Source organism: Enterobacter sp. H2G27 (genome assembly GCF_054403075.1).
Genome location: NZ_JBSVSI010000001.1, coordinates 2,809,847 through 2,834,761, shown reverse-complemented (window position 1 = coordinate 2,834,761; position 24,915 = coordinate 2,809,847). Strand labels below are relative to the sequence as shown.

The 24,915-nt window shown below is 56.1% G+C and carries 21 protein-coding genes and 1 tRNA gene; 9 read left to right on the top strand and 13 right to left on the bottom strand.

What is annotated here, in order from left to right; genetic code table 11:
* The first annotated feature begins 58 nt into the window (after positions 1-58).
* Positions 59-1,702, top strand: coding sequence for a multidrug ABC transporter permease/ATP-binding protein (locus ACW9E7_RS13400; protein ID WP_143345338.1), 1,644 nt, complete (start codon positions 59-61; stop codon positions 1,700-1,702).
* A gap of 148 nt (positions 1,703-1,850) precedes the next feature.
* Positions 1,851-3,287 carry a magnesium transporter gene (gene mgtE, locus ACW9E7_RS13395; RefSeq protein ID WP_069303099.1) on the top strand — a complete coding sequence of 479 codons (1,437 nt, stop codon included), beginning with the start codon at positions 1,851-1,853 and terminating at the stop codon, positions 3,285-3,287.
* On the opposite strand, the gene ACW9E7_RS13390 is transcribed toward mgtE, so the two are convergent.
* The gene (locus tag ACW9E7_RS13390) at positions 3,250-4,539 is read right to left on the bottom strand and encodes a SulP family inorganic anion transporter (protein ID WP_458727909.1); all 1,290 of its coding nucleotides are present in this window, start codon (positions 4,537-4,539) and stop codon (positions 3,250-3,252) included. The two genes, mgtE and ACW9E7_RS13390, sit on opposite strands and share 38 nt — an antisense overlap.
* 186 nt (positions 4,540-4,725) lie before the next feature.
* Here ACW9E7_RS13390 and mqo point away from each other — a divergent pair, with 186 nt between their 5' ends.
* Entirely contained in the window at positions 4,726-6,375 is a 1,650-nt protein-coding gene (gene mqo, locus ACW9E7_RS13385) for a malate dehydrogenase (quinone) (RefSeq protein WP_047652540.1), read from the top strand.
* A gap of 92 nt (positions 6,376-6,467) precedes the next feature.
* Here the strand turns inward: mqo and eco are convergent, their stop codons facing one another.
* On the bottom strand, positions 6,468-6,971 hold the full coding sequence (eco, locus tag ACW9E7_RS13380; RefSeq protein ID WP_045351839.1) for a serine protease inhibitor ecotin: 504 nt from the start codon (positions 6,969-6,971) through the stop codon (positions 6,468-6,470).
* A 209-nt stretch (positions 6,972-7,180) separates the two neighbouring features.
* Between eco and ACW9E7_RS13375 the strand changes: the two genes are divergently transcribed.
* Together ACW9E7_RS13375 and ACW9E7_RS13370 are read left to right on the top strand one after the other, a co-directional pair.
* Positions 7,181-7,441 carry a DUF2534 family protein gene (locus ACW9E7_RS13375; protein WP_010433451.1) on the top strand — a complete coding sequence of 87 codons (261 nt, stop codon included), beginning with the start codon at positions 7,181-7,183 and terminating at the stop codon, positions 7,439-7,441.
* 125 nt (positions 7,442-7,566) lie between these two features.
* Positions 7,567-8,754 (top strand): MFS transporter, encoded by a 1,188-nt coding sequence (locus ACW9E7_RS13370; protein ID WP_458727908.1) that lies wholly within the window; start codon positions 7,567-7,569, stop codon positions 8,752-8,754.
* Between the two features lie 36 nt (positions 8,755-8,790).
* Here the strand turns inward: ACW9E7_RS13370 and ACW9E7_RS13365 are convergent.
* The 3 genes from ACW9E7_RS13365 to ACW9E7_RS13355 form a co-directional block, all read right to left on the bottom strand.
* A tRNA-Pro gene (locus tag ACW9E7_RS13365) sits at positions 8,791-8,867 on the bottom strand.
* Positions 8,868-8,939: 72 nt separating this feature from the next.
* A complete protein-coding gene (yejM, locus tag ACW9E7_RS13360; RefSeq protein ID WP_115875868.1) occupies positions 8,940-10,700 on the bottom strand; it encodes an LPS biosynthesis-modulating metalloenzyme YejM in 1,761 nt (586 codons plus the stop codon).
* Positions 10,701-10,719: 19 nt separating this feature from the next.
* A complete protein-coding gene (locus ACW9E7_RS13355; RefSeq protein WP_008500958.1) occupies positions 10,720-10,947 on the bottom strand; it encodes a YejL family protein in 228 nt (75 codons plus the stop codon).
* A 134-nt stretch (positions 10,948-11,081) separates the two neighbouring features.
* Here ACW9E7_RS13355 and yejK point away from each other — a divergent pair, with 134 nt between their 5' ends.
* Positions 11,082-12,089: a nucleoid-associated protein YejK gene (gene yejK / locus ACW9E7_RS13350; protein ID WP_109845346.1), complete on the top strand. Its 1,008-nt coding sequence runs from the start codon at positions 11,082-11,084 to the stop codon at positions 12,087-12,089.
* Positions 12,090-12,139: 50 nt separating this feature from the next.
* Here the strand turns inward: yejK and rplY are convergent, their stop codons facing one another.
* Together rplY and ACW9E7_RS13340 are read right to left on the bottom strand one after the other, a co-directional pair.
* Positions 12,140-12,424, bottom strand: coding sequence for a 50S ribosomal protein L25 (rplY, locus tag ACW9E7_RS13345; RefSeq protein WP_008500956.1), 285 nt, complete (start codon positions 12,422-12,424; stop codon positions 12,140-12,142).
* Positions 12,425-12,549: 125 nt separating this feature from the next.
* Complete coding sequence (locus ACW9E7_RS13340; RefSeq protein ID WP_458727907.1) at positions 12,550-14,310, bottom strand: DEAD/DEAH box helicase; 1,761 nt, start codon at positions 14,308-14,310, stop codon at positions 12,550-12,552.
* Positions 14,311-14,462: 152 nt separating this feature from the next.
* Between ACW9E7_RS13340 and rsuA the strand changes: the two genes are divergently transcribed.
* From rsuA to ACW9E7_RS13325, 3 genes are all read left to right on the top strand, one after another.
* Positions 14,463-15,170: a 16S rRNA pseudouridine(516) synthase RsuA gene (gene rsuA, locus ACW9E7_RS13335; protein WP_458727906.1), complete on the top strand. Its 708-nt coding sequence runs from the start codon at positions 14,463-14,465 to the stop codon at positions 15,168-15,170.
* 15 nt (positions 15,171-15,185) lie between these two features.
* Positions 15,186-16,382, top strand: coding sequence for a Bcr/CflA family multidrug efflux MFS transporter (locus ACW9E7_RS13330; RefSeq protein WP_458727905.1), 1,197 nt, complete (start codon positions 15,186-15,188; stop codon positions 16,380-16,382).
* A 279-nt stretch (positions 16,383-16,661) separates the two neighbouring features.
* The gene (locus ACW9E7_RS13325; protein WP_008500952.1) at positions 16,662-17,006 is read left to right on the top strand and encodes a YejG family protein; all 345 of its coding nucleotides are present in this window, start codon (positions 16,662-16,664) and stop codon (positions 17,004-17,006) included.
* 3 nt (positions 17,007-17,009) lie between these two features.
* Here the strand turns inward: ACW9E7_RS13325 and yejF are convergent, their stop codons facing one another.
* The 6 genes from yejF to mepS form a co-directional block, all read right to left on the bottom strand.
* Entirely contained in the window at positions 17,010-18,599 is a 1,590-nt protein-coding gene (gene yejF / locus ACW9E7_RS13320) for a microcin C ABC transporter ATP-binding protein YejF (RefSeq protein ID WP_458727904.1), read from the bottom strand.
* Position 18,600: 1 nt separating this feature from the next.
* The gene (locus ACW9E7_RS13315; protein WP_133294830.1) at positions 18,601-19,626 is read right to left on the bottom strand and encodes an ABC transporter permease; all 1,026 of its coding nucleotides are present in this window, start codon (positions 19,624-19,626) and stop codon (positions 18,601-18,603) included.
* A complete protein-coding gene (locus tag ACW9E7_RS13310) occupies positions 19,626-20,723 on the bottom strand; it encodes a microcin C ABC transporter permease YejB (RefSeq protein ID WP_143345334.1) in 1,098 nt (365 codons plus the stop codon). Before ACW9E7_RS13310 ends, ACW9E7_RS13315 begins: the two co-directional genes overlap by 1 nt.
* Positions 20,724-20,732: 9 nt before the next feature.
* Positions 20,733-22,538, bottom strand: a complete 1,806-nt coding sequence (locus ACW9E7_RS13305; RefSeq protein ID WP_136195441.1) for an extracellular solute-binding protein — start codon at positions 22,536-22,538, stop codon at positions 20,733-20,735.
* A gap of 73 nt (positions 22,539-22,611) precedes the next feature.
* Positions 22,612-24,168 (bottom strand): cyclic di-GMP phosphodiesterase, encoded by a 1,557-nt coding sequence (locus ACW9E7_RS13300; RefSeq protein ID WP_111965304.1) that lies wholly within the window; start codon positions 24,166-24,168, stop codon positions 22,612-22,614.
* A 127-nt stretch (positions 24,169-24,295) separates the two neighbouring features.
* Positions 24,296-24,865 (bottom strand): bifunctional murein DD-endopeptidase/murein LD-carboxypeptidase, encoded by a 570-nt coding sequence (mepS, locus tag ACW9E7_RS13295; RefSeq protein ID WP_008500946.1) that lies wholly within the window; start codon positions 24,863-24,865, stop codon positions 24,296-24,298.
* Between the last annotated feature and the right edge of the window lie 50 nt (positions 24,866-24,915).

The window sequence follows — 24,915 nt, the reverse complement described above, 5'->3', positions numbered from 1 at the left end:
GATGTCCGCGCAGGGCAGTTTACACTGCTGGCTGATTTTTATTGTCCGGATTGCCTGCATGCAACTACTTCTCCTCGTCTGGCGTCAGTATCGCTGGCCCTTCATCGCCGTTATGGCGTTAAGCCTTGCCAGCGCCGCGCTGGGTATTGGCCTGATCGCATTTATTAACGTGCGGTTGATAGAAATGGTCGACACCTCGCTCTCCGTATTGCCGGAGTTTCTTGGCCTTTTGCTGCTGTTGATGGCGGTTACGCTCGGCTCACAGCTGGCGCTGACCGCGCTCGGCCACCATTTCGTTTTTCGTTTGCGCAGTGAGTTTATCAAGCGGATCCTGGACACCCAAATAGAGCGCGTTGAGCAGCTCGGCAGCGCCTCCCTGCTGGCGGGGCTGACCAGCGACGTGCGCGCCATTACCATCGCGTTCGTTCGTCTGCCGGAGCTGGTGCAGGGGATCATTCTGACCTTTGGCTCGGCGGCCTATCTCGCCTGGCTCTCCACCAAAATGCTGGCGGTGACTGCACTGTGGATCGCCATCACCATCTGGGGCGGTTTTATGCTGGTGTCGCGCGTCTATAAACATATGGCGGTGCTACGCGAAACCGAAGATAAGCTCTATAACGATTACCAGACGGTACTGGAAGGGCGTAAAGAACTCACCCTGAACCGCGAGCGCGCCGAGTATATCTTTAACAATCTCTATATTCCGGACGCGCGCGAATACCGGCATCACATTATTCGCGCCGATACCTTCCACCTGAGCGCGGTGAACTGGTCAAACATTATGATGCTGGGTGCCATTGGCCTGGTATTCTGGATGGCGAACAGCCTGGGCTGGTCGGACACTAACGTAGCGGCAACATACTCACTGACGCTGCTGTTTTTGCGCACGCCGCTGCTCTCGGCGGTCGGCGCGTTGCCCACCTTACTGAGTGCGCAGGTGGCCTTTAATAAGCTCAAAAAATTCGATCTCGCGCCGTTCCAGGCAGAATTTCCGCGCCCGCAGGCCTTCCCGAACTGGCAGACGCTCGAGCTACGTAACGTCACGTTCCGCTATCAGGACAGCGCCTTCTCCGTGGGGCCGATCAACCTGACGATCCGCCGCGGCGAGCTGTTGTTCCTGATTGGCGGCAACGGCAGCGGTAAATCGACGCTGGCTATGCTGCTCACCGGGCTTTATCAGCCGCAGTCGGGCGAGATTTTGCTTGACGGCAGGGCGCTGAGCGCGGAGAAACCCGAAGATTACCGCAAGCTTTTCTCGGCGGTATTCACCGACGTCTGGCTGTTCGATCGGCTGCTGGGGCCGGATGGGCAGCAGGCTAATCCGGCGCTGGTGGAAAAATGGCTGGCGCAGCTGCAGATGTCGCACAAGCTGGAGTTACAGGACGGGAAGATCCTCGACCTGAAGCTTTCCAAAGGGCAGAAAAAGCGCGTGGCGCTGCTGCTGGCGCTGGCGGAAGAGCGTGACATCATCCTGCTCGACGAGTGGGCAGCGGATCAGGACCCGCATTTCCGCCGCGAATTTTATCAGGTGCTGCTGCCGCTGATGCAGGAGATGGGCAAAACCATTTTCGCCATCAGCCACGACGATCACTACTTCATTCATGCTGACCGCCTGCTGGAGATGCGCGACGGCAGGCTGAGCGAGCTGACCGGTGAAGAGCGCGATGCGGCATCGCGTGACGCGGTGGCGCGTACGGCCTGATGCCCTCACCCAAACCCTCTCCCACAGGGAGAGGGGAGAGATCGTGGCCGTAATGCCGCTTTTTTCTCCATCCCGGCCCGTTGTTTATTCTTATTTACATATCCCCGCGCTATGCTTAACCCCAACTCATTTAATGGATTTATGATTGATGTCGGTATTAAAGAAAAACAGCGCCAGACAGCGTGACCAGGAGCGCGCGCGACTCATCTGGCTCCTCACGACCGATAAAGCGGTCACTTCTACGCTATTAGGCAAACTCACCCTGGCTGAGCAATATGATGTCGGCACTCTGGCCGACGATATTGCTGAGGTAGGTGCGCTGGTTGCTCACTTACCCCCGCCGGATCTGGCGGACACCCTTGAAGCGCTTCCCTCGGAAGAACGTCACGCCCTCTGGCGTCTGGTACAGGATCACGAGCGCGGACAGGTGCTGCTTGAGGCCTCCGAAAACGTCTGGGACGACCTGATTGACGAGATGAGCGACCGGGATATTCTTGACGCTCTGCAAACGCTGGATATCGACGAGCAGATTTACCTCGTTCAGCACCTGCCGCGAAACCTGACCGGTCGCCTGCTGGCGTCACTGCCTGCGGAGGAGCGGGCGCGCGTGCGTCAGGTGATGCACTACGAGAAAAACAGCGTCGGCGCGATCATGGAGTTCGGCGTTATCACGGTGCGACCGGACGTGACGCTCGGTACCGTGCAGCGCTATCTGCGTCGCCTGGGCAAAATGCCGGACAACACCGATAAACTGTTTGTCACCTCCCGGGACAAAACCCTGCTCGGCGAGCTGGAGCTGAAAACCATCCTGCTCAACAGCACCCAGCGGAAGGTGAGCGAGGTGATGGAAAACGAGCCGATGGTCTTCTCCCCGGAAGACGATGCGGAGAAAGCGGCGCGAACCTTCGAACGTGACGACCTCGTGAGTGCTGCCGTCGTGGATTCCGTCGGCAAACTGATGGGGCGTCTGACCATCGACGAGATCGTTGACGTGGTCTACGAAGAAACCGATAACGATCTGCGTGCGCTCGGAGGGATCAGCGCGGAAGATGACGTCCATGCCTCCGTCGGCAAGGCGGTGAAAACGCGCTGGGCGTGGCTGGCCATTAACCTGTGTACCGCGTTTATCGCCTCCCGCGTGATTGACGGCTTTGAACACACTATTTCGCAGCTGGTGGCGCTGGCCTCGCTGATGCCGATTGTGGCCGGGATTGGCGGCAACACCGGAAACCAGACCATCACCATGATCGTCCGCGCGCTGGCGCTGGAAAATATTCAGCCCGGCAACTTCGCCTTTCTGATTTTCAGAGAGATGGGCGTGGCGCTGATCAACGGCCTGGTGTGGGGCGGCATTATGGGCGGCATCACCTGGTGGCTGTATGACGATATGGCGTTAGGCGGAGTGATGATGCTGGCGATGGTGCTGAATTTGCTGGTGGCATCGATGATGGGCGTCATTATCCCGTTGACCATGACCAAACTGGGGCGCGACCCCGCGGTGGGGTCGAGCGTGATGATCACCGCCATCACCGATACCGGCGGTTTCTTTATTTTTCTTGGACTGGCGACGATTTTTCTTCTTTAAGCCGACGCTTAATGCGGGCGGGGAGGAGTGCCATGACGATAATTCCGCCCAGCACGCCAATTGCCAGATTGCCGGTTGATACCGTGGCGGCAACGGTGACCAGCATGACGACCGTTTCCGCTATCGGGGCCGTTTTCAGCGTGGTGGGCTGAAGGCTGTGCCAGCTGAAGGTTTTGACGGCGACGATCGCCATAATGCCCGCCAGCACCGCCATCGGGATGTTGGCCATCACCTCGCTGAGCGCCGTCACCAGGATCAGCAGCACGATGCCCGCAGCGAAGGTTGAAATGCGGCTTCGGCCTTTCCCCATCTCCACGTTAACGATGGTTTGTCCTATCATCGCGCAGCCTGCAATACCACCGTAAAATCCGGCCAGAATATTGCCGACGCCTAATCCAATGCTTTCGCGGCGTTTACTTGACGGTGTCGCGGTCAGTTCATCCACCAGCTTTGCCGTGAGCAGGGACTCCAGCAGGCCGACAAAGGCGATGCTCAACGCGCACGGCCAGATAATGCTCAGCGTCTGTAAATTGAGGGGGACCAGAAGTTCACTAAGTCCCGGCAAACTGCCGCTCATTGAGCCTTCATCGCCCACGGTCGGCAGGCTTTGCCCGGTTGAAACGGTAAACAAGGTTAACAGCACAATCGCAATCAGCGGGGAAGGGATGCTTTTGATATAGCGCGGCACCCAGAGCACGATCAGCAGCGTCAGCACGAACAGGCCCACAATCAGCGGGCTTCGGCTCCAGAAATGCGGCACCTGAGCTAAGAAGATCAAAATGCCCAGGGCGTTAACAAACCCGTTCATGACCGACTGGGGAATAAAGCGCATCAGCCTTGCCATGCCCAGCACGCCAAACAGAATCTGAATCACGCCAGCCATGAGCACGGCGGGAAGAATGTACTGCACGCCGTGCTCATGCACCATCGGGCCAATGACCAGCGCCACGGAACCGGCCGCTGCCGTGACCATCGCCGGACGACCACCGAGTACGGACAGGGCGAGACACAGCACTACGGAAGCGATCAGGCTGACCTTCGGGTCAACGCCCGCGACCACCGAAAACGAGATGACTTCGGGGATCAGAGCCAGGGCGGTAATCACGCCTGCCAGCGTTTCGCGCGTCAGCTTCTTAGGGGAACGCAGCACGTTGGCTACGCGCTCTTCGGGGGATACAGCAGAATGGGGTAAGGACATAACAGTTCGCTGGTTAGGGCAGGCTTCCGTGCGCGCGATCACAAAACGCAACATACTAGCCAGTAAAACCGCGCTTTACCAGACGCATCGCTAATTCCTCACAAACAATCCATCATTAAATTTCACAATTACAATAATTTCGTAACCTTTAAACAATATTTAAAAGTTGTTACCGTGCCCCGCAGCTTTTTTCACCTGCAATTTCCACGCATCAAGCACTTTTACACTAAGGCATAAATTATGAAAAAAATGACTGCCATGCTCTTTTCTCTGGCCGTGGGGCTTAACACCGTCTCCATGGCGGCGAAAGCTGACGCACCAAAAGAGCAGGAAACGGACGTCCTTTTAATCGGTGGCGGGATCATGAGCGCCACGCTGGGAACCTATCTGCAAGAACTGCAGCCGGACTGGTCTATGACCATGGTCGAGCGCCTTGATGGCGTGGCACAGGAGAGTTCGAACGGCTGGAATAACGCCGGTACCGGCCATTCGGCACTCATGGAACTGAACTATACGCCGCAGAAAAAGGACGGTTCCATTAGTATCGAGAAGGCAGTAGAAATCAACGAAGCATTCCAGGTTTCTCGCCAGTTCTGGTCTCATCAGGTCAACAGCGGCGTGCTGCACGACCCGCACTCCTTCATCAACACCGTGCCGCACATGAGCTTTGTGTGGGGCGAGCAGAACGTCAACTTCCTGCGCGCGCGCTACGCCGCTCTGCAGCAGAGCACGCTGTTCCGCGGGATGAAATACTCTGAAGACCACGCGCAGATTAAAGAGTGGGCTCCGCTGGTCATGGAAGGTCGTGACCCGAACCAGAAAGTGGCGGCGACCCGTACCGAAATTGGTACTGACGTTAACTACGGCGAAATTACCCGTCAGCTGGTGACATCTCTGAAGAAAAAAGAGAACTTCAATCTGCAGCTCAGCACCGAAGTGCGCGGTTTCAAGCGCAACGCGGATAATAGCTGGAGCGTGACCGTTGCCGATCTGAAAAACAATGAAGCTGAACACGTCATCAAGGCGAAGTTTGTCTTCATCGGTGCGGGCGGCGCGGCGCTGAAGCTGCTGCAGGAGTCCGGTATTCCGGAAGCTGACGACTACGCGGGCTTCCCGGTCGGCGGTCAGTTCCTGGTGTCCGATAACCCGGAAGTGGTGAATCGTCATCTGGCAAAAGTGTACGGTCAGGCTTCCGTGGGCGCGCCGCCAATGTCCGTTCCGCACATTGACACCCGTATGCTTGACGGCAAACGCGTGGTGCTGTTTGGACCGTTCGCGACCTTCTCCACTAAATTCCTGAAAAACGGCTCCCTGTGGGATCTGCTGAGCGCAACCACCACCTCTAACGTCAAGCCGATGATGGACGTGGGTCTGGATAACTTCGATCTGGTGAAATACCTGATTAGCCAGGTGATGCTCTCTGACGACGACCGCTTCGAGGCGCTGAAAGAGTACTATCCGCAGGCGAAGAAAGAAGACTGGCGTCTGTGGCAGGCGGGTCAGCGCGTACAGATCATCAAGCGCGATCCGAAAGAGGGTGGCGTGCTGCGTCTGGGTACCGAAGTGGTGAGCGATAAGGATGGCACAATCGCCGCGCTGCTGGGCGCGTCACCGGGTGCGTCTACCGCTGCGCCAATCATGCTGCACCTGATGGAAAAAGTGTTTAAAGATAAAGTCGCCAGTCCGGAATGGCAGGCGAAGCTGAAAACCATTATTCCATCCTACGGCACGAAGCTGAACGGTAACGTGGACGCGACGGAGCAGGAGCTGGAATACACCAGCCGCGTACTGCAGCTGCAGTACATCAAACCGCAGGCTGCGGATGCTGCGCCAAAAGCGGAGCTGAAGCCTCAGCCGGAAAACAAACCGGTTGCGGATATCGCGCTGTAAGGTAAAAAAGCCGGGTGGCGCTGACGCCTACCCGGCCTATGTTCGGTGTTGTTTTGTAGGTCGGGTAAGGCGAAGCCGCCACCGACTTAATTTCAACGTACGACAGCCTGCTCAATCTTCTCTTCAGCCTTCCACACGCGATACTTCACTTCCACGTTTTCAGGCGTATAAACCACGATCGGCAACTTGCTGTTGTAGCGCAGCAGGCTATTGTCGCCCAGATACGCTGTCACAAATTTCTTCTCTTTCTTGCCGTCCGGGCAGGCCATCATGGTGGAGACCGGAGAGGTCACTTTATCAAAGACGTAGTAGTCATAACCCCAGCCTTCCAGCGTTTTGCTTTCCAGCTGACCGCCCAGACGATGCTGGTTGCAATCCACTTCCAGCGTCTTGCCAATCAACAGCTCCACTTTGAAATTCGCTTCATCCTGCTGTGCCGGTAGCTGGATCACCTGACGCTTCATCCCTTTATCCGCTTTCGGATACGGGGCGACTTTTTCCAGCGGCTGCTCTTTAGGGGTTTCGCTGGCGAAAGCACTGGTGCTGACACATGCGGCGGCGATGAGTGCGATGGCAAATTTAGGTGCGTTTTTCATTGTCATTCCTTTATGTCAAAACGATCCTGCACAGGTTAACATATCAACTATGAATGATTGGTGTTATTTACTTACATTTTCAATATGGATAGCGAAATAAACCACATATTTGCCACTTAAGTAGAGATTTGCACTGGCGTGGAGTCCGGCAGGCGTTTGTGTTATTTTAGACCCTCTATAATGTTATTCATCTGTAAAAGGGAAGAGAGATGGTTCGTGCAAAACTGAAAACGCCTGAAGGCCGCAAGTTCCTCCTGGCGCTGCTGGTTGTGTTTATGATTGCTGCCGCGTGCGTGGGGCGGGCCACCATTGTAGGCGTTATCGAACAGTACAACATTCCTCTCTCTGCCTGGACAACCAGCATGTATGTCCTGCAGTCGGCGATGATCTTTGTCTACAGCCTGGTGTTCACCGTTCTGCTGGCCATCCCGCTGGGCATTTTCTTCCTGGGCGGACGTGATAAACACTAGACGCCGATTTGCGATATCGGAGCCATCCTGCGGGGTGGCTTTTTTTATGTCTAATAATTTTTATTCGCATTTCCAGGATATTCTGTTTCGAACAAGACAGTGCAACATGAAGCAGGAGATGCGCAATGTTATCCCGGTTTGCAACGCTCAGCCGGATCCCGAAAGGAGTCTGGGTGGTGGGCGGCGTCAGTATGTTAATGGATATCTCCTCGGAGATTATCCACAGCCTGCTGCCGCTGTTTATGGTGACGACGCTGGGCGCCAGCGTTATTTTCATTGGTTTGATTGAAGGTCTGGCTGAAGCTACGGCGCTGTTTATCAAGGTGTTTTCCGGCGCCATCAGTGACTATCTGGGCAAGCGTAAAGGACTGGCGGTTCTGGGCTACGGTCTTGGCGCATTGAGTAAACCGTTGTTCGCTATCGCCTCTTCTTCCGGCATGATCCTTGGGGCGCGCTTAATCGACCGGGTCGGGAAGGGGATACGGGGAGCGCCGCGCGATGCGCTGGTTGCTGATGTTACGCCGCCGGAACTTCGCGGCGCGGCCTTTGGGCTGCGTCAGTCGATGGACACCGTCGGCGCATTTCTCGGGCCGCTGCTGGCCGTAGGATTAATGCTGCTGTGGAACGATGACTTCCGCACGATTTTCTGGATCGCGGTGATCCCCGGCGTGCTCGCCGTTGCGCTGCTTTTCTTCGGCCTGCATGAGCCGAAAACGCCCGTCGAACATAAACGCACGAACCCCATCAAAAAAGAGAACCTCAGGCGTCTCGGGAAAGGCTGCTGGTGGGTCATTGGCCTGGGAGCCATCTTCACGCTCGCACGTTTCAGTGAAGCATTTCTTGTGCTGCGCGCACAGCAGTCGGGGGTGCCGCTGGCGCTGATCCCGCTGGTGATGGTGGCCATGAATCTGCTCTATTTCCTCTCTGCCTATCCGTTTGGCAAGTTATCGGACGGGATGAGCCACACCCGATTACTGCAGTGGGGTCTGGTGATGCTGATTGGGGCAGATGTTGTGCTGGCGCTGAGCACCCACTGGGCTGGAATGCTTCTGGGCGTCGCGTTTTGGGGAGTACATATGGGTATGACCCAGGGATTACTGGCGGCAATGATCGCTAAAACCGCACCGCCCGATCTGCGCGGCACTGCTTTCGGTATTTTTAGTCTGGTCAGCGGCGTGGGATTATTAATCGCCAGCGTGGGAGCCGGCGCGATATGGGAAACGTTTGGCGCGGAATATACGTTTTATGCAGGAGCGGTGATTTGTCTGGCTACGCTGGTGTATCTGCGCAAAAACCCGGACGAGGCGAAATAAAAAAACCAGCCATCAGGCTGGTTTTCAGTATGTTTTTGGTCGGCACGAGAGGATTTGAACCTCCGACCCCCGACACCCCATGACGGTGCGCTACCAGGCTGCGCTACGTGCCGACGCATAAAAAGAATACTACTCGATTCCGTTTTGAATGCAAGGGAATCTGTCGCTAACTGGTTTATTATTAATCAGTTAGCGATGAAGCGCTTCTCATCCGTCAGGACCTGCAGCAGCAGGCTCAGCTGCGGTTTCTGGTCTTTCAACCGTTCACCCTGCAGATTATACGTCTGATAATTCCCGTTACTGTTCAGCACCAGCGTCAGCTTCGGTGTGGTCACCACCAGCGTGTCATTCCCGGCAGCCGTGACCCAGTTATGGCGGCGCGCAGCGCTGAAGAGATCCTGTCCCTGCGAATACTCGTTCGCTGGCGTGCTGACATGCAGCAGGCGTTGCATCAGGGTAGTCATCACATCTTTATGCTCGGTAAGCATATTGATGCGCTGTGCCGGGGTGCCAGGCCAGTGGATCACCAGCGGAACCTGCAGGTTCGGGCGTGACCAGCTCATGCTCTTCGTCTCGTCACCTAACGGGACGCCATGGCCTGCGGTCACGATCACCACGGTGTTATCCAGCTTGCCGGACTCACGTAGCGCGTCAAGCACGCGGCCAATCTGCGCATCAACATCACCCGCAGCGCGGCCGTAGCGGCGCGCGAAATCACTCTTATTGCTGTTAGCAAGCGTTGTGCCGTTAAAGGCAACCCATGAGAACCAGCGGTTATCTTCCTGCGCGTAACGCTGAAGCCAGTTTATCCATTGGCCGGCGGTCTGCGCATCGGACTGATTTTGTGCCGCTGGCAGTGAGAAATCGGACAGCAGCGCCTGGCGGTAGAGCGGGCTGTTAAAGCCATCCGATGAGAACAACCCTAACTGATAGCCCTGCTGATTCAGCCCGGTGATCAGCGCCGCAGGCGTGCGGGTAGAGAGTACGCCGTCCATGTATCCGGCTGAAATGCCATAGAAGAGGCCAAAGATGCCCGCGTCGGTTGTGTTACCGGAGCTCATATGCTGAGTAAACGAGACGTTTTGACTCGCGAAATCGGCCAGCACAGGCATCTGCTTCTCGTAACGGGAATAGTTCAGGCCATCAACGGTGATCAGTAGGACGTTTTGCCCGCGCCCCATATCGCGATAGCGTAGATCGCTCAGAGGATACTGCACGCTGACGGCTTCCGGATTACCCTGCTCGATAAGACGGCGCTGGTACTCCTGAGCGTCAAGCAGGCCGTGTTTCTCGAGGAAACGACGGGCCGTCATCGGGTACGAGAGCGGCAGGTTCGCACGCTGCATGGTAATAGGGCGATAGAAGTTCGCATCCGCCCAGATATACATGATGTGCGAACTGATAAAGGAGACGAAAAAGAGCGCGGCGACGGGCTTCGCGTAATGGCGTCGCCGGGTCAGGCTGCGGAGCTTTTGCCAGCTCCACGTCGCAAACAGCATCTCAATCAACAGGATCACCGGGACGCTGATAAACATCAGCTGCCAGTCACGGGCCGTTTCGTTCTGGTCGGGGTTAATCACCAGTTCCCAGACGATGGGGTTAAGATGCAGGTGGAAGCGGGTGAACACTTCACTGTCGATAAGCAGCAGCGTCATCCCCACCGTCGCGAGGATGGCGGATAAGAACCGCATCAGACGCTGCGACATGACGATAAACGTCAGGGGGAACAGGATCAGCAGATAGGTGGCGAAAACCAAAAAGCTAAAGTGACCGACAACGCTTATCCAGGAGTAGACACGCCCGGTTAGCGTTGTTGGCCAGTCTGCGACAAACAGATAACGACAGCCAATGACCGTCGCCAACAGAATGTTGAACAGGGCAAACCAGTGCCCCCAGCTGACCATCTGGGAGACTTTTTCACGGTAGCGCTGACGATTCGTCACCATAAACTGTTGTTCGTATCCCTTAATGGGCCGGGTCGTTGCTGACGGACGACTGTAAAGCCTGGGCGAAAGATTTTGCGATCGCCTGACGCTGAGCCGGAGCAACGCTGGTGTTAATCAGGTTGGTGACCATATTTCCCAAAACCATCAGGGAGAGATCGGTCGGCGTTTTATGTTTTTCCAGTACGTTGACCAGCTCACTGAGCAGTTGTTCAACGTGTTCATCACTGTAGCGGGAATGTTGTGGCATAAATCAAAATCAGTTTGTTGATGAAAGGGCAACATATTACCGTAGCAACAGCTTTTTTTCCCCTTTTTTATCTGTTGTTGCACACATGTCCTGGTGGTGGTTGAATACCGCCCGGTCTAAAAGGAGAGTTTATCATGAGTCTGGAAATCAACCAGATTGCCTTGCACCAGCTTATCAAGCGTGATGAGCAAACCCTTGAAGTGGTGCTGCGCGATTCGTTACTGGAACCCACGGCGACCGTGGTGGAGATGATGGCAGAGCTGCATCGCGTCTACAGCGCCAAAAATAAAGCCTATGGTCTTTTCAGCGAAGACAGCGAACTGGCCGATAGCCTGCGCCTGCAGCGCCAGGGTGAAGAGGATTTCCTGGCGTTTAGCCGTGCGGCAACCGGGCGTCTGCGCGACGAGCTGGCTAAATATCCGTTCGCCGACGGCGGGATTGTCTTGTTCTGCCACTACCGCTATCTGGCGGTCGAGTATCTGCTGGTTACCGTGCTGAATAACTTAAGCAGCATGCGCGTGAACGAGCAGCTGGATATCAGCTCGACGCATTATCTGGACATTAACCATGCGGATATCGTGGCGCGTATTGATTTGACCGAGTGGGAAACCAACCCGGAGTCGACCCGCTACCTGACTTTCCTGAAGGGACGCGTGGGCCGCAAAGTGGCGGATTTCTTTATGGACTTCCTCGGTGCCAGTGAAGGGCTTAACGCCAAAGCGCAGAACAAAGGGCTGCTCCAGGCGGTTGACGATTTCACAGCAGAAGCGCAGCTCGATAAATCTGAGCGCCAGACGGTGCGTCAGCAGGTTTACAGCTACTGCAACGAACAGCTGCAGGCAGGGGAAGAGATTGAGCTGGAGTCGCTGTCAAAAGAGCTGGCGGGCGTCAGCGAAGTCAGCTTCCAGGAATTTACCGCAGAAAAGGGCTATGAGCTTGAAGAGAGCTTCCCGGCGGATCGCAGCACGCTGCGTCAGTTAACCAAGTTTGCCGGCAGCGGCGGTGGGTTAACCATTAACTTTGATGCGATGCTGCTGGGTGAACGTATCTTCTGGGATCCGGCCACCGATACGCTGACCATTAAGGGCACGCCGCCGAATCTGCGCGATCAGCTTCAGCGCCGCACCTCGGGCGGTAAATAGCAGGCACAAAAAACCCCGCAGAAGCGGGGTTTTTTTCGACAGGTTTGCGATTACGCGCGAACGAAGTCGATGTGAGTCAGTTTTGGCTTGAACGCGTGACGCTGAACAGCCTGAACTTTCACTTTTTCTTCTTTACCGCCAACAACGATGGTCAGAACTTCGCTGTAGAATTCAGCTTTGGTCTGCAGGTTCCACAGTTTGTCGTGATCCAGTTCGATTGCAACTGGAGCAGCTTCACCACCGTAAACGATAGCCGGGAACTTGTTAGCGGTACGCAGGCGGCGGCTCGCACCCTTACCCTGCACGTTACGTACTTCTGCTTCGATAGTAAACATTGATTTCTCTCTGTATTTAAAACCCTACTACAGGCGACCCAGCAGCAGGTGAGTGTTCTGCCTCACGGATGTGAAGCGGGCGGCATTTTATACTCAAATGCCCCCCACATCAATGAAAAGTCCCGCTAACCGCGCAATTCATTGGCACGACGGAAGCGACCTTCGTAGTCAAAGAGTTTCTCGCGCACCTGCCAGAACTGGCCTTTCTTGCGGGCGACCACAAAATCCGGATGGCGTAATAACACCTGCTGGTGCACGATATCCGCCACGGTGATCCAGCGCAGTGGCACCCCCGGGGTGCGGGTGTGCGGGCGAATAAACAGCTGTTCGAAGGCCGTTCGCTGGGCAGGCGTCTGGAGCCGGAAGCGCTCGCTGACGTCCGCCCCGTCTTCATCGTAATAGGTGATTTTCAACCATTCGCCTTTTTCATCGGCGCCGGGCTGCAACGCCATGCCGGAACAGCGCAGTACCAGCGCATCTTTCAGCTTTAATGCTGCTTTGAGCATGTCGTCCGGGTCAACCAGCACCGTGTCGCATTCCCGACAGCGGCGAGCGGCAATGTCGTTTTCGGCGTTGCACTGCGGGCAGTTTTTAAACCGGAAGCGGAAATCGCACTGCTCGCGATGCCCGTCATCATCTTCAAACCAGCCCTGACAGCGGCGGCCAAAATGTTCGATCAGCGTACCGTCGGCGGTGGTTTTTCCCCAGAAGGTGTTGGCAAACCCGCAGGCAGGGCAAAAGACCTGCACGGGCACGTTGTCGCTTTTCCCTTTTGGCGCGCCGACCTCAGGCGTATAGAGATCGTGCGGGTTACCGGCATAATCCAGAATCAGGCAGTCGGTTTTCCCCGGCGCCAGACGCAGGCCGCGGCCAACAATTTGCTGATACAGACTGACCGATTCGGTCGGACGCAAAATAGCGATCAGGTCGACGTGCGGGGCGTCAAAGCCGGTGGTCAACACCGACACGTTAACCAGATAGCGGAACTGCTGGGCTTTAAAGGCCTCAATCAGGCGGTCGCGCTCGGGGCCGGGCGTCTCGCCGGTGATGAGCGCCGCGTCGCCGGGGGGCAGTAACCCGGTGATTTCTCGCGCGTGCTCAACGGTGGCGGCAAAGATCATCACCCCTTTGCGCGTCGCGGCGAACTCCTCAATCTGGCTGATGATATGCGGCGTAATGCGCTTTTGCTTTTTCAGCTCCTGGTTAAGATCCGCTTCGCTGAATAACCCGTTGCTCTGCGCCTGCAGGCGGCTGAAATCGTACTGCACCACCGGCATATCCAGCCGTTCAGGCGGCGTCAGGTAGCCATGTTTAATCATGTAGCGCAGCGGAAGCTCGTAGATGCAGTCGCTAAACAGAGCCTTGTCATCGCCGCGCACCATGCCGTGATAATGGTAACGGTAGATCCAGCCTTTCCCCAGGCGAAACGGGGTCGCCGTCAGGCCCAACAGGCGCAGGTGAGGGTTCACGTCTTTCAGGTGCGACAGGATTTGCTGATACTGACTGTCGTCGTCATCGCTGATGCGGTGACACTCATCGACAATCAGCAGCGAAAATTCGCTGCGAAACAGGTCCAGATTGCGCGCCACCGACTGCACGCTGCCAAAGACCACTTTGCCGTGGCTCTCTTTACGCTTCAGCCCGGCAGCGAAAATATCGGCTTCCAGCCCAAGCGCACAATATTTGGCATGGTTTTGCGCGACGAGCTCTTTAACGTGCGCCAGCACCAGCACGCGGCCGCGGGCCAGACGCGCCAGTTCGGCAATGACCAGGCTTTTGCCTGCGCCGGTTGGGAGCACAATCGCCGCCGGCTCGCGATGTTTACGGAACCAGGCGAGGGTGGCGTCAACGGCTTCCTGCTGATAGGGACGAAGTGTAAAAGTCATGGGGTCTCGGTTTCGTTATTCCGCACATAGTATGCCACGAAACTTTTTCCCTTGAGTGGCGCAACCAGACCATTATACTGAACCGTTCCAGACTGCTTCTTTTTTCGGACCTGTTGTCCGACTTCCTGCACCATTAAGGCTAAAAAGATTTCATGCGACTTGATAAGTTTATCGCTCAGCAACTCGGCGTAAGCCGCGCTATTGCCGGGCGCGAAATTCGCGCCAGCCGAGTTACCGTGGATGGCGACATTGTGAGAGACAGCGCGTTCAAACTGCAACCTGACCATCAGGTGGAGTATGAAGGCAATCCGCTGGCCCAGCAGCACGGTCCGCGCTACTTCATGCTCAATAAGCCGGAAGGCTACGTCTGCTCAACGGACGATCCGGATCACCCGACGGTGCTCTATTTCCTCGACGAGCCGGTGGCGCACAAGCTGCACGCCGCAGGTCGACTTGATATCGACACCACCGGGCTGGTGCTGATGACCGACGACGGTCAGTGGTCGCACCGCATCACCTCTCCACGCCACCACTGCGAGAAAACCTATCTCGTGACGCTGGAGTCACCGGTGTCGGATGACACGGCAGAGCACTTCGCGAAAGGCGTTCAGCTGCATAATGAAAAAGATCTGACCAAACCGGCGGTGCTCGAAGTCATCACCCCGACGGAGGTCCGCCTGACCATCAGCGAAGGGCGCTACCATCAGGTGAAACGTATGTTTGCCGCGGTGGGGAACCACGTTGTTGGCCTGCATCGCGAACGGATTGGTGCGATTGAACTCGATCCCGACCTGGCGCCTGGCGAATATCGCCCGTTAACGGAAGAAGAGATCGCCAGCGTCGGTCTGCCTTCGCACTAATTTCAGGAGAACTCTGTGACCACCAGGCCACACTCGTCGTTCAAAATCGTCTTCATTCTTGGCCTGCTGGCCATGCTGATGCCGCTGTCTATCGATATGTACCTGCCCGCGCTGCCGGTCATTTCCGCGCAGTTTGGCGTACCGGCGGGCAGCGCGCAGATGACGCTCAGCACCTATATTCTCGGCTTTGCCCTCGGCCAGCTGTTTTATGGCCCGATGGCCGACAGCCTTGGACGCAAGCCGGTCATTCTGGGCGGGACGCTGGTCTTTGCCGCCGCAGCGGTTGCCTGCGCGCTGGCGCAGACTATCGATCATCTGATTATCATGCGTTTCTTCCACGGTCTGGCGGCGGCAGCGGCAAGCGTGGTGATTAACGCCCTGATGCGCGATATCTACCCCAAAGAAGAGTTCTCCCGCATGATGTCGTTTGTCATGCTGGTGACGACGATTGCGCCGCTGGTGGCCCCAATGGCCGGTGGTGCGGTGCTGGTGTGGTTCAGCTGGCATGTGATTTTCTGGATCCTGGCCCTGGCCGCGCTGCTGGCCTCCGCGATGATCTTCTTCTTTATTGATGAAACGCTTCCCGTCGAGCGCCGCCAGAAGTTTCACATCCGTACCACCATCGGCAACTTTGCCTCGCTGTTTCGCCACAAGCGCGTGCTCAGCTATATGCTGGCGAGCGGGTTCAGCTTCGCCGGAATGTTCTCCTTCCTGAGCGCCGGGCCGTTTGTCTATATCGAGCTGAACCACGTTTCGCCGCAGCACTTCGGCTATTACTTTGCGCTTAACATCGTCTTCCTGTTCATCATGACCATCATCAACAGCCGCTTTGTCCGGCGGGTGGGGGCGCTGAACATGTTCCGCGCCGGGCTGTGGATCCAGTTTGTGATGGCGATCTGGCTGGTGGTGAGCGCGTTTCTGGGCGTGGGCTTCTGGGCGCTGGTGGTCGGCGTGGCGGCCTTTGTTGGCTGCGTGTCGATGGTGTCGTCCAATGCGATGGCGGTGATCCTGGATGAGTTTCCGCACATGGCAGGAACCGCATCATCTCTGGCAGGGACGTTCCGCTTCGGCATCGGCGCTATCGTCGGAGCGATGCTTTCGATGGCCGCCTTTACGACGGCGTGGCCGATGCTGTGGGCGATGGCTTTTTGCGCAACCAGCTCGATACTCTTCTATCTTTACGCCAGTCGACCGCGAAAAGCGGCCCACTAAAACGCAGAGAAGGCCCGGAAGGGCCTTTTTTGTTGATGCATATCAACCAAACCCCCGTTCGTTTATTCCGTGTTTGTTTATTTTATGTAAAATCTATTTGTGTAAAAAGTCACATCATTGTATTCAAAAAGGTTGAGTTAGATCGCAGAAACGGGTACATATAGCGCCGACGCGAGCCTGAATACCGATAAAAAAGTGCTGAATAGTGCAGGCTGGCGATGATGTGTTACTATAAATGTAAATAAATTGTGAAGTAAATTTTGCTTCCGGGGAACGAACGTGAATACATTACAACTTTCTATTGTCCATCGCTTGCCCCAGAGCTATCGCTGGTCGGCGGGTTTTGCTGGTTCGAAAGTTGAACCGATTCCGCAAAACGTCGCGGGCTGTGAAAACTGCCTGGTGGCGCTCAAGCTGCTGAGCCCGAGCGACGAAAATGCCTGGCGGGTGATGGAGCGTCTCAGTCAGGCCCTGACGGATATCGAAGTGGACAGCTCCGTGCTGGAGTGCGAAGGTGAGCCGTGCCTGTTTGTGAAAAGCCAGGACGAGTTTGCTGCTACCTGCCGCCTGAAAAATTTTGGCGTTGCTATTGCAGAGCCTTTCTCCGGCCAGTATCCATTCTGAGCGCTAGTCTGACGACAACAGCTGGCGCGTGTAGCGCTGCGTTGGCGCGCTAAATACGCGCTGGCAATCACCCTGCTCGACCACCTCTCCCTGACGCAACACAATCACCTGATGGCATAGCGCCCGCACCACCTGTAAATCATGGCTGATAAAGATATAGGCCAGCCGGTGCTTTTCCTGTAACCCTTTCAGCAGCGCCAGGATCTGCGCCTGTACGGTCCTGTCCAGCGATGACGTCGGTTCATCCAGAATAATCAGCTCCGGTTTCAGGATCAGCGCGCGGGCAATGGCGATACGCTGGCGCTGCCCACCGGAAAATTCCGCAGGGTAGCGGTGGCGCGTCTCGGGATCTAGACCCACTTCGGTCATGACCCGCATGACCTCCTGCTCGCGTTGCTGCGCGCTCAGGCCGGGCTGATGGACGCGCAGACCCTCTTCGATAATCTGTAACACGCTGAGCCGTGGGTTAAGCGAGGAGTTGGGATCCTGAAACACCACCTGCATGCGGGGACGCACGGGCAGCATCTGGCGGCGGTTCCAGCGGTGCAGCGGCATATCGTCAAAGAGGATCTCGCCCTGGGAGGCAATTAAGCGCAGCAGCGCCAGACCGGTGGTGCTTTTACCCGAGCCGGATTCGCCCACCAGCCCCAGTGATTCACCCGGGCGCAGCGAGAAGCGGAGGTTTTTCAGCACCGGGTTGCGATCGACAATGCGGCGCAGAATACCTTTACGGATCGGGAACGAGACGGACAGATCCTCAACGCGCAGCAGCGGCGTGCTGTCCGCATCGAGAGGAACCGGGTCGCCGGAGGGTTCGCTGTCGAGCAGGCGCTGCGTATAGGGGTGCTGTGGGGCACTCAGCAGCGCGGACGCCGTATTCTGTTCAACACAGCGTCCGTTCTGCATCACCGCGACGCTGTCGGCCAGCTTTCTCACAATGCTCAGGTTGTGCGTGATAAACAGCAGGCTCATGTTCAGCTCGTCACGCAGTTCCCGCAGCAGCGTCAGTATTTGCGCCTGTACCGTCACGTCAAGCGCCGTTGTAGGCTCGTCGGCAATCAGCAGTTCGGGGCGCGTCAGCAGGGCCATGGCGATCATCACGCGCTGGCGTTCGCCGCCGGAGAGCTGATGCGGAAAATCATTCAGCCGTTTGGGCGCATTGCGTATGCCTGTGCGTTCAAGACAATCCAGAATTTCTCCCCGCGCGGCCTCTTTGCGCATCCCTCGGTGCAGGGAGAGCACTTCATAAAGCTGTTTTTCGAGGCTGTGCAGAGGGTTAAGTGAAACCATCGGCTCCTGGAAGATCATCGCGATTTTGTTGCCGCGAATGCCGCGCAGGGTATGTTCGTCGGCATGCAGCAGCGAACGGCCGTGAAAAAGAATGTCCCCTTGCGGATAGCTCACCGGCGGAGAAGGCAGCAGCCGCAGGATGGAGAGCGCCGAAACGCTTTTGCCTGAACCCGATTCGCCGACCAGGGCCAGCGTTTCCCCGGGCTGGATCTGCAGCGATAAATCGTTGACCACGGTGCGCGTCTCACCCTGCTTTGAAAAAGCAATCGACAGGTTATCAATACTCAGAAGAGGCTGGGTCATCTTATACCGCCTTGTTCGGATCAAAGGCATCCCGCACGGCTTCGCCAATAAAAATCAGCAGCGACAGCAGCACGGCCACGGAAAGAAAGGCGGCGATGCCTAACCACGGCGCCTGGAGGTTGTTCTTACCCTGCAGCAGCAGTTCGCCAAGCGACGGGGAACCCAGCGGTAGCCCGAAACCGAGAAAATCCAGCGAGGTGAGGGTGGTGATGGAGCTGCACAGAATAAACGGCAGGAAGGTGAGCGTTGCCACCACGGCGTTAGGCAGCATATGGCGGAAGATGATACTCCGGTCGCTAACGCCAAGCGCCTGCGCCGCGCGGATATAGTCGAAATTGCGGGTGCGCAGAAACTCCGCCCGCACCACGCCGACCAGCGCCATCCAGCCGAACAGGACGGTGATGCCTAATAGCCACCAGAAGTTGGGCTGTACGACGCTGGAAAGCAGGATGATCAGAAACAGCGTTGGCATACCAGACCAGACTTCGATGATACGCTGGCCCCACAGGTCAATTTTCCCGCCGTAGTAACCCTGAACGGCGCCCGCCACAACGCCCATCACGCTGGAGAAGAGCGTCAGCATCAGCCCAAAGAGAAGCGATATTCGCGTGCCGTACAGGATGCGTGCCAGCACGTCGCCGCCGTTAGCATCCGTTCCCAGCCAGTTTTGCGCGGAGGGCGGGGAAGGGAAGGGGGCCGTGGTAGCGAAGTTTATACTGTTTGCGCCAAAGCGCACCGGCGCCCAGAGCGCCCAGCCGTGCTGCTCAATCTGCTGGCGAAGCCACGGATCCTGATATTCCGCCCGTGTCGCGAACGGGCCGCCAAAGTCGCTTTCGCTGTAGCTGGCGATGACCGGCACGTACCAGCGATCGTTAAAATGCACCAGCAGCGGCTTGTCGTTGGCGATCAGCTCCGAACACATGCTTAAGGCAAACAGCACGGCAAAAATCCACAGCGACCAGTAGCCGCGGCGGTTGTGGCGAAAACGGGCCCAGCGGGCCTGATTGACGGGGCTTAAACGCGGCATCAGCGGCCCTCAAAATCGATTCGGGGATCGACCAGCGTATAGCTGATATCACTGATGATATTCAGCAGCAGGCCAATCAGGGTGAAAATATAGAGTGTGCCAAACATCACCGGATAATCGCGCGATACGGTAGCCTCATAGCCCAGCAGCCCCAGTCCGTTGAGCGAGAACATGACCTCTATCAACAGCGAGCCGGTAAAAAACATGCCGATGAACGTGGCCGGAAACCCGGCGATTACCAGCAGCATGGCGTTGCGGAACACGTGTTTCCACATGATCTGCTTCTCGCTCACGCCCTTGGCGCGGGCAGTAACAACGTACTGCTTACGAATTTCATCGAGAAAGGCGTTTTTGGTCAACATGGTCAGGGCCGCAAACCCGCCGATGACCGTGGCCAGAACCGGCAGCGTGATATGCCAGAGGTAGTCGGTGATTTTCTGATACCACGGCAGGGAACTGAAATCGGCGGAGACCAGCCCCCGCAGCGGGAAGAGGTCAAAATAACTTCCCCCGGCAAAAAAGACGATCAGCAGGACGGCAAACAGAAACGCCGGGATGGCATAGCCGATGATAATGAACGTGCTGCTCCAGATATCGAAGCGGCTACCGTTATACACCGCTTTGCGGATCCCAAGCGGTATAGAGACCAGATAGATAATCAGCGTTCCCCACAGCCCCAGCGTGATCGAAACCGGCAGGCTTTGCTTGATCAGCGTTAACACTGACGCACTGCGAAACAGGCTATCGCCAAAATCAAAGCGGATGTAATCCCAGAGCATTTTGAAATAGCGCTCGTGAATCGGTTTGTCAAAGCCGTAGCGGTGGGTGATCTCGGCGATCACTTCCGGATCCAGCCCGCGTCCGCCGCGATAATGGCTTTCACTGATATTCCCTACGCCGGTTCGCGCATGGCTTGCGCCCATGCCTTCACCGCCGCCGCCGCCGGGCATGCCGCCGCTGTTGCCAAATTCAATGGCGGCAATCGCCTGATCGACCGGGCCGCCGGGAGCAATTTGCACGATAAAAAAGTTAATCGTGATGATGGCCCACAGGGTGGGGATGACCAGCAGAAGACGACGGATAAGATAGGCACCCATGATGATTCCTTATCGCCGCTCAGCGGGAAGTCTGGCGGCTTTGTTAACGTCATACCACCAGGTATCAAAGCCCAGGGAGTAGACAGGGCGCACGGCAGGCACGGAGAACTTATCCCAGCGCGCAAGGCGATCTTCACCCATATACCACATCGGCAGCATGTAGTAGTTCCAGGTTAAGACCCTGTCGAGGGCGCGCCCGAGCGGCAGGAGCTTTTCTTTATCCCCCTGCGCCGCCACGATTTTCGCAATCAGCGCGTCAATCGCCGGGCTTTTTACCCCCGGCGCATTGTACGAGGAGTCGATGTAGCTGGAGGCCCAGGAGATTTGCAGGTCCGAGCTGGGCCATGGTTGGGCGGGCCACAGGCGCTGCATCATGTCGTAATCACGGCTGCGCATGCGGCTGGTGATCTGCGCGTTATCCACCTGGCGAATGTTCATGGTCACGCCCAGCCGCTCAAGATTGTGCTTAAACGGCAGCACCCACTGGTCGTTGCCCCCGGACGAGAGCAGCAGCTCAAAGCTGAGTGGCTTGCCCGTTTTGGCATCAACACGTTTTTGATTCTTCAGATGCCAGCCCGCGTCATCCAGCAGCTTGCTGGCTTTGAGCAGGTTGTCGCGGTCGTAACCGTCACCGTTTGAAGCCGGCGGCTGAAACACCGTTGTAAACACCTCTGGCGGTACCTCTGCTTTAAGGGGGGCCAGCAGAATCAGCTCGTCGGCTTTCGGGTAATCGCGCGCGGCATATTCCGTGTTCTGGAAATAGCTGTTGGCGCGGCTGTAAGCCCCGTAAAACAGCGCTTTGTTCATCCACTCAAAATCAAAGGCCAGGGAGATGGCTTCCCGCACCCGGCGGTCATTAAATACCGGACGCTGAATATTAAACGCCAGCCATCGCGTGTCTTGCGCAGACTCATTTTTATGCTCGTCTTTGACGATATAGCCTTTGGCGAAATTTTTGCCGATATAGCGGGTCGCCCAGTTTTTGGCGCTGCTCTCGACCCGTAAATCGAAGGCCCCCGCTTTGAACGCTTCAAACGCCACGTTATCGTCAAGGTAGTAATCATAGCGAAGGGTGTCGAAGTTCCAGCGTCCGCGGTTTACCGGCAGATTGGCTGCCCAGTAGTCTTTGACGCGGGAATAGACGACATATTGCCCCATGCGCCAGTCGGTGATGCGGTAGGGGCCGCCAGCCAGAGGAGGCGTGGAAAGCGGGTCGCTCAGCTTGTGGTTTTTCCAGAACGATTCCGGCATCACCGGCAGCGAGAACAGGCTGAGCATGTTCTCTTTATTTGGTTCGCTCAGCTCGATGCGCACGGTAAGCGGCGCAATGGCTCTGACCGACGCGCCTTTATACACGATGCGGAACTGGGGAACGCCTTCGGTCATAAATTTATGAAAGGTGAACGCAACGTCGCTGGCCTTAACCGGCGTACCGTCATGAAAACGAGCTCGAGGGTTAAGGGAGATCTCCGCCCAGGCGAAGTTATCGGCGTAACGCACGTTCTCGGCAATAAGCGGATAGTAGCTGCCGGGCTCGTCATCGGAGGTGACAAAGAGCGTATCGTAAAGCGATTCCGTCCGCGCGGCCGCCACGCCGCGCAGGGCGAAGCGGTTGAAGTTGTCGAAGGTTCCCGTGGCGGAAAGCGTGACCTTTCCGCCCTTCGGCGCGGCAGGGTTGACGTAATCGAAGTGCGTAAAATTGACCGCGTATTTCGGCTCGCCAATCACCGCGAAGGCGATATTTTCTTTGATGGCTTGCGCCTGGCTGGACAGGCTCGTGAATGCCAACATCAGCAACATAAAGCGCATAAGCATCTCGCGGCAGCTCCCTCTTTACAGACCGGCTCGGTTAAGCTGAATAATAAGTGACGTCACGGGCAATGTGAAATTAATCACCCTCGGCCGAAATATCAGGCCGCCATTCGCGGAACTGCGCCAGCGGCATCGGGCGGCTAATCCAGTATCCCTGCAGGAAATTAACGCCGTGTTCGCGCAGCCAGGCGGCCTGTTCCGGTGTCTCTACCCCTTCGGCGACGGTCGACATATTCAGTCGTCTTGCCAGCGTCAGAACGGCATCCAGCACCGGCGACGTTACCGTCTCAGTCCCTATCGCATTAACAAATCCGCGGTCTATCTTGAGGTAGTCCATGGTGAAATGCTCAAGGTAAATCAGCGCGCTGTGGCCGGTACCAAAATCATCAATGGCGATTTCAAACCCTTCGTTATGCAGCCATTCGAAGAGGCTGTTGGCTTCCCGATGGTTAAGCATATCGCGCTCGGTAATTTCCAGCACGATCTGGAAGTAATCTGGCGGCAGTAACGCTTTGAAGGTGCGCATATCGTCCTTGAAGCTTTCCGCATGCAGATGCCCCGGCGCGATGTTGATGCCCACCTTTGCGCCCGGAGGTAACAGCGTTTGTAACACGGGAGCATCGTGAATGATAAGGTCAAAAAGATGCAGCGTCAGCGGGACAATGAGCTTCTGCGCTTCGGCAAAATTGATAAACGCGTCGGGCGGAATTTCCCCCATTGTCGGGTGTTTCCAGCGCATCAGTACTTCCAGCCCGGTCATCTGGAGCGATTTAGCATCGACGACGGGCTGATAGACTACATAAAACTGGCCGCGCTTAATCGCGCTTAAAATCTCTTTACCCGGGTTGAGGCGAATGCTGAGGATATAGTAGTTGAGCGAGCCGGCACAAATGCCGCATACCAGCCCGAAGAACAGGGCGTAAAGAATTTCATCGCTGGTCCAGGCGTCCGCATACAGATTTATGGTCAGGGGAACGTCTTTCAGCGTTGCGGTACGGGCCGGCGTTTCATGAAGATCGTGCGCGTTGACCAGCATGCTGGACCGCGTTGACAGCGCATGATCGCCAATGATGATGGCGATGCCGGCAAATTCGTCCTGGCGAGCCGTGTAGAGCAGGTAAGGCGTCAGGTTGAGATTCACTGAGGTAAATACGCCGCCGTCCTTCACTAGCGGGTTACGGTACCAGATGGCAATGGCGGGCTTGTTGGGCAACATCGGAGTGCCGGGAAGCAACGCCATATCAATCTGTTTGTCGATGTGCAGCTCAGGTATCAGCTCCTCCATTGGGGAATTCATCGGACCCGTAGCAGAAGAGCAGAACGCCATTTTGTCTCTGACCAGCAGGAATGCGCGAACGTTAACGCTAAAGGCAGCGCGCGAAGTGAGTTCCTGATTTACGTCGTGGCAATTGTTTAACGTGAGCGGCTGGAGCACATCGATAGAATTTTTTAACTCATCGAAATAGCTCTCCATATAGATGCTCACATCGTGGATCAGGGTGTCGAATTTGACTTCCCGCTTGTGGTAGCTCCAGAAAAATTGCAACGAACCCAGGAGCAGGGCGGCGATCAGGCCTGTGATGATGCTGAGGATCAGTATCTTGCGATTGCTGGAGAAATAGCGGGTGAACATAGACGTCGTAATTCCTGAAATGCCGCTGGATGTATTCAGTGTAACGGGCAAAAAAAAACACTGCCGAAGCAGTGCTTTTTTTCATCATATCGCCAGCCAAGGGATAACCAACGATACGATAGTCATATTAACTGCGGGTCAGTACGCGGCGTGCTTCGTTGTAGCGCTTCTTCCAGTACGGTTCATTCATGCTGGAAATGGTGACACCGCTGCTGGTGGAGGCATGTACGAACTGGTCATTACCAATGTAGATGCCAACATGTCGACCTGTAGAACCGGCACGGAACAGGACTAGATCACCGGTGCGCAGTTTGGTACGTGAAATCGACTTGCCCATCTCCTGCTGTTCATAGGTTGAACGCGGAAGATCTAACCCAAATTGCTCGCGGAATGTACGCTGTACAAAACCGGAACAATCAATACCTGTTTTTGTGCTGCCGCCAAGACGATAACGCACGCCTTTCCAGTCAGCATACTGGTCCATAATGCGGGACTTCACGTCCAGATTACGTACCATATTTTCAAATTCATCCTGAGAGGCTTGCAGTGACGAGGAATCTTCCATTCCCACAACACGCGTCTCAGGATGCATATTCTTTGCGGTGTTCGATGTACTACATGCAGACAACAGTACCGCGACTGCTATCGCCGGGATCCCCCGTAAGATATATCTCAGAAACGGTTGAGATTTGACCATTTTGTTTATTTTCCCTTGAAGTCCTTAACGACAAATATCGTTATAAAAAT

What these genes read in the sequence shown, in the direction of transcription:
- ACW9E7_RS13400 (WP_143345338.1), top strand. Translation starts at nt 59, where the DNA reads ATGCAACTACTTCTCCTCGTCTGGCGTCAGTATCGCTGGCCCTTCATC.
- mgtE (WP_069303099.1), top strand. Translation starts at nt 1,851, where the DNA reads ATGTCGGTATTAAAGAAAAACAGCGCCAGACAGCGTGACCAGGAGCGC.
- ACW9E7_RS13390 (WP_458727909.1), bottom strand. Translation starts at nt 4,539, where the DNA reads ATGTTGCGTTTTGTGATCGCGCGCACGGAAGCCTGCCCTAACCAGCGA.
- mqo (WP_047652540.1), top strand. Translation starts at nt 4,726, where the DNA reads ATGAAAAAAATGACTGCCATGCTCTTTTCTCTGGCCGTGGGGCTTAAC.
- eco (WP_045351839.1), bottom strand. Translation starts at nt 6,971, where the DNA reads ATGAAAAACGCACCTAAATTTGCCATCGCACTCATCGCCGCCGCATGT.
- ACW9E7_RS13375 (WP_010433451.1), top strand. Translation starts at nt 7,181, where the DNA reads ATGGTTCGTGCAAAACTGAAAACGCCTGAAGGCCGCAAGTTCCTCCTG.
- ACW9E7_RS13370 (WP_458727908.1), top strand. Translation starts at nt 7,567, where the DNA reads ATGTTATCCCGGTTTGCAACGCTCAGCCGGATCCCGAAAGGAGTCTGG.
- yejM (WP_115875868.1), bottom strand. Translation starts at nt 10,700, where the DNA reads ATGGTGACGAATCGTCAGCGCTACCGTGAAAAAGTCTCCCAGATGGTC.
- ACW9E7_RS13355 (WP_008500958.1), bottom strand. Translation starts at nt 10,947, where the DNA reads ATGCCACAACATTCCCGCTACAGTGATGAACACGTTGAACAACTGCTC.
- yejK (WP_109845346.1), top strand. Translation starts at nt 11,082, where the DNA reads ATGAGTCTGGAAATCAACCAGATTGCCTTGCACCAGCTTATCAAGCGT.
- rplY (WP_008500956.1), bottom strand. Translation starts at nt 12,424, where the DNA reads ATGTTTACTATCGAAGCAGAAGTACGTAACGTGCAGGGTAAGGGTGCG.
- ACW9E7_RS13340 (WP_458727907.1), bottom strand. Translation starts at nt 14,310, where the DNA reads ATGACTTTTACACTTCGTCCCTATCAGCAGGAAGCCGTTGACGCCACC.
- rsuA (WP_458727906.1), top strand. Translation starts at nt 14,463, where the DNA reads ATGCGACTTGATAAGTTTATCGCTCAGCAACTCGGCGTAAGCCGCGCT.
- yejF (WP_458727904.1), bottom strand. Translation starts at nt 18,599, where the DNA reads ATGACCCAGCCTCTTCTGAGTATTGATAACCTGTCGATTGCTTTTTCA.
- ACW9E7_RS13315 (WP_133294830.1), bottom strand. Translation starts at nt 19,626, where the DNA reads ATGCCGCGTTTAAGCCCCGTCAATCAGGCCCGCTGGGCCCGTTTTCGC.
- ACW9E7_RS13310 (WP_143345334.1), bottom strand. Translation starts at nt 20,723, where the DNA reads ATGGGTGCCTATCTTATCCGTCGTCTTCTGCTGGTCATCCCCACCCTG.
- ACW9E7_RS13305 (WP_136195441.1), bottom strand. Translation starts at nt 22,538, where the DNA reads ATGCTTATGCGCTTTATGTTGCTGATGTTGGCATTCACGAGCCTGTCC.
- ACW9E7_RS13300 (WP_111965304.1), bottom strand. Translation starts at nt 24,168, where the DNA reads ATGTTCACCCGCTATTTCTCCAGCAATCGCAAGATACTGATCCTCAGC.
- mepS (WP_008500946.1), bottom strand. Translation starts at nt 24,865, where the DNA reads ATGGTCAAATCTCAACCGTTTCTGAGATATATCTTACGGGGGATCCCG.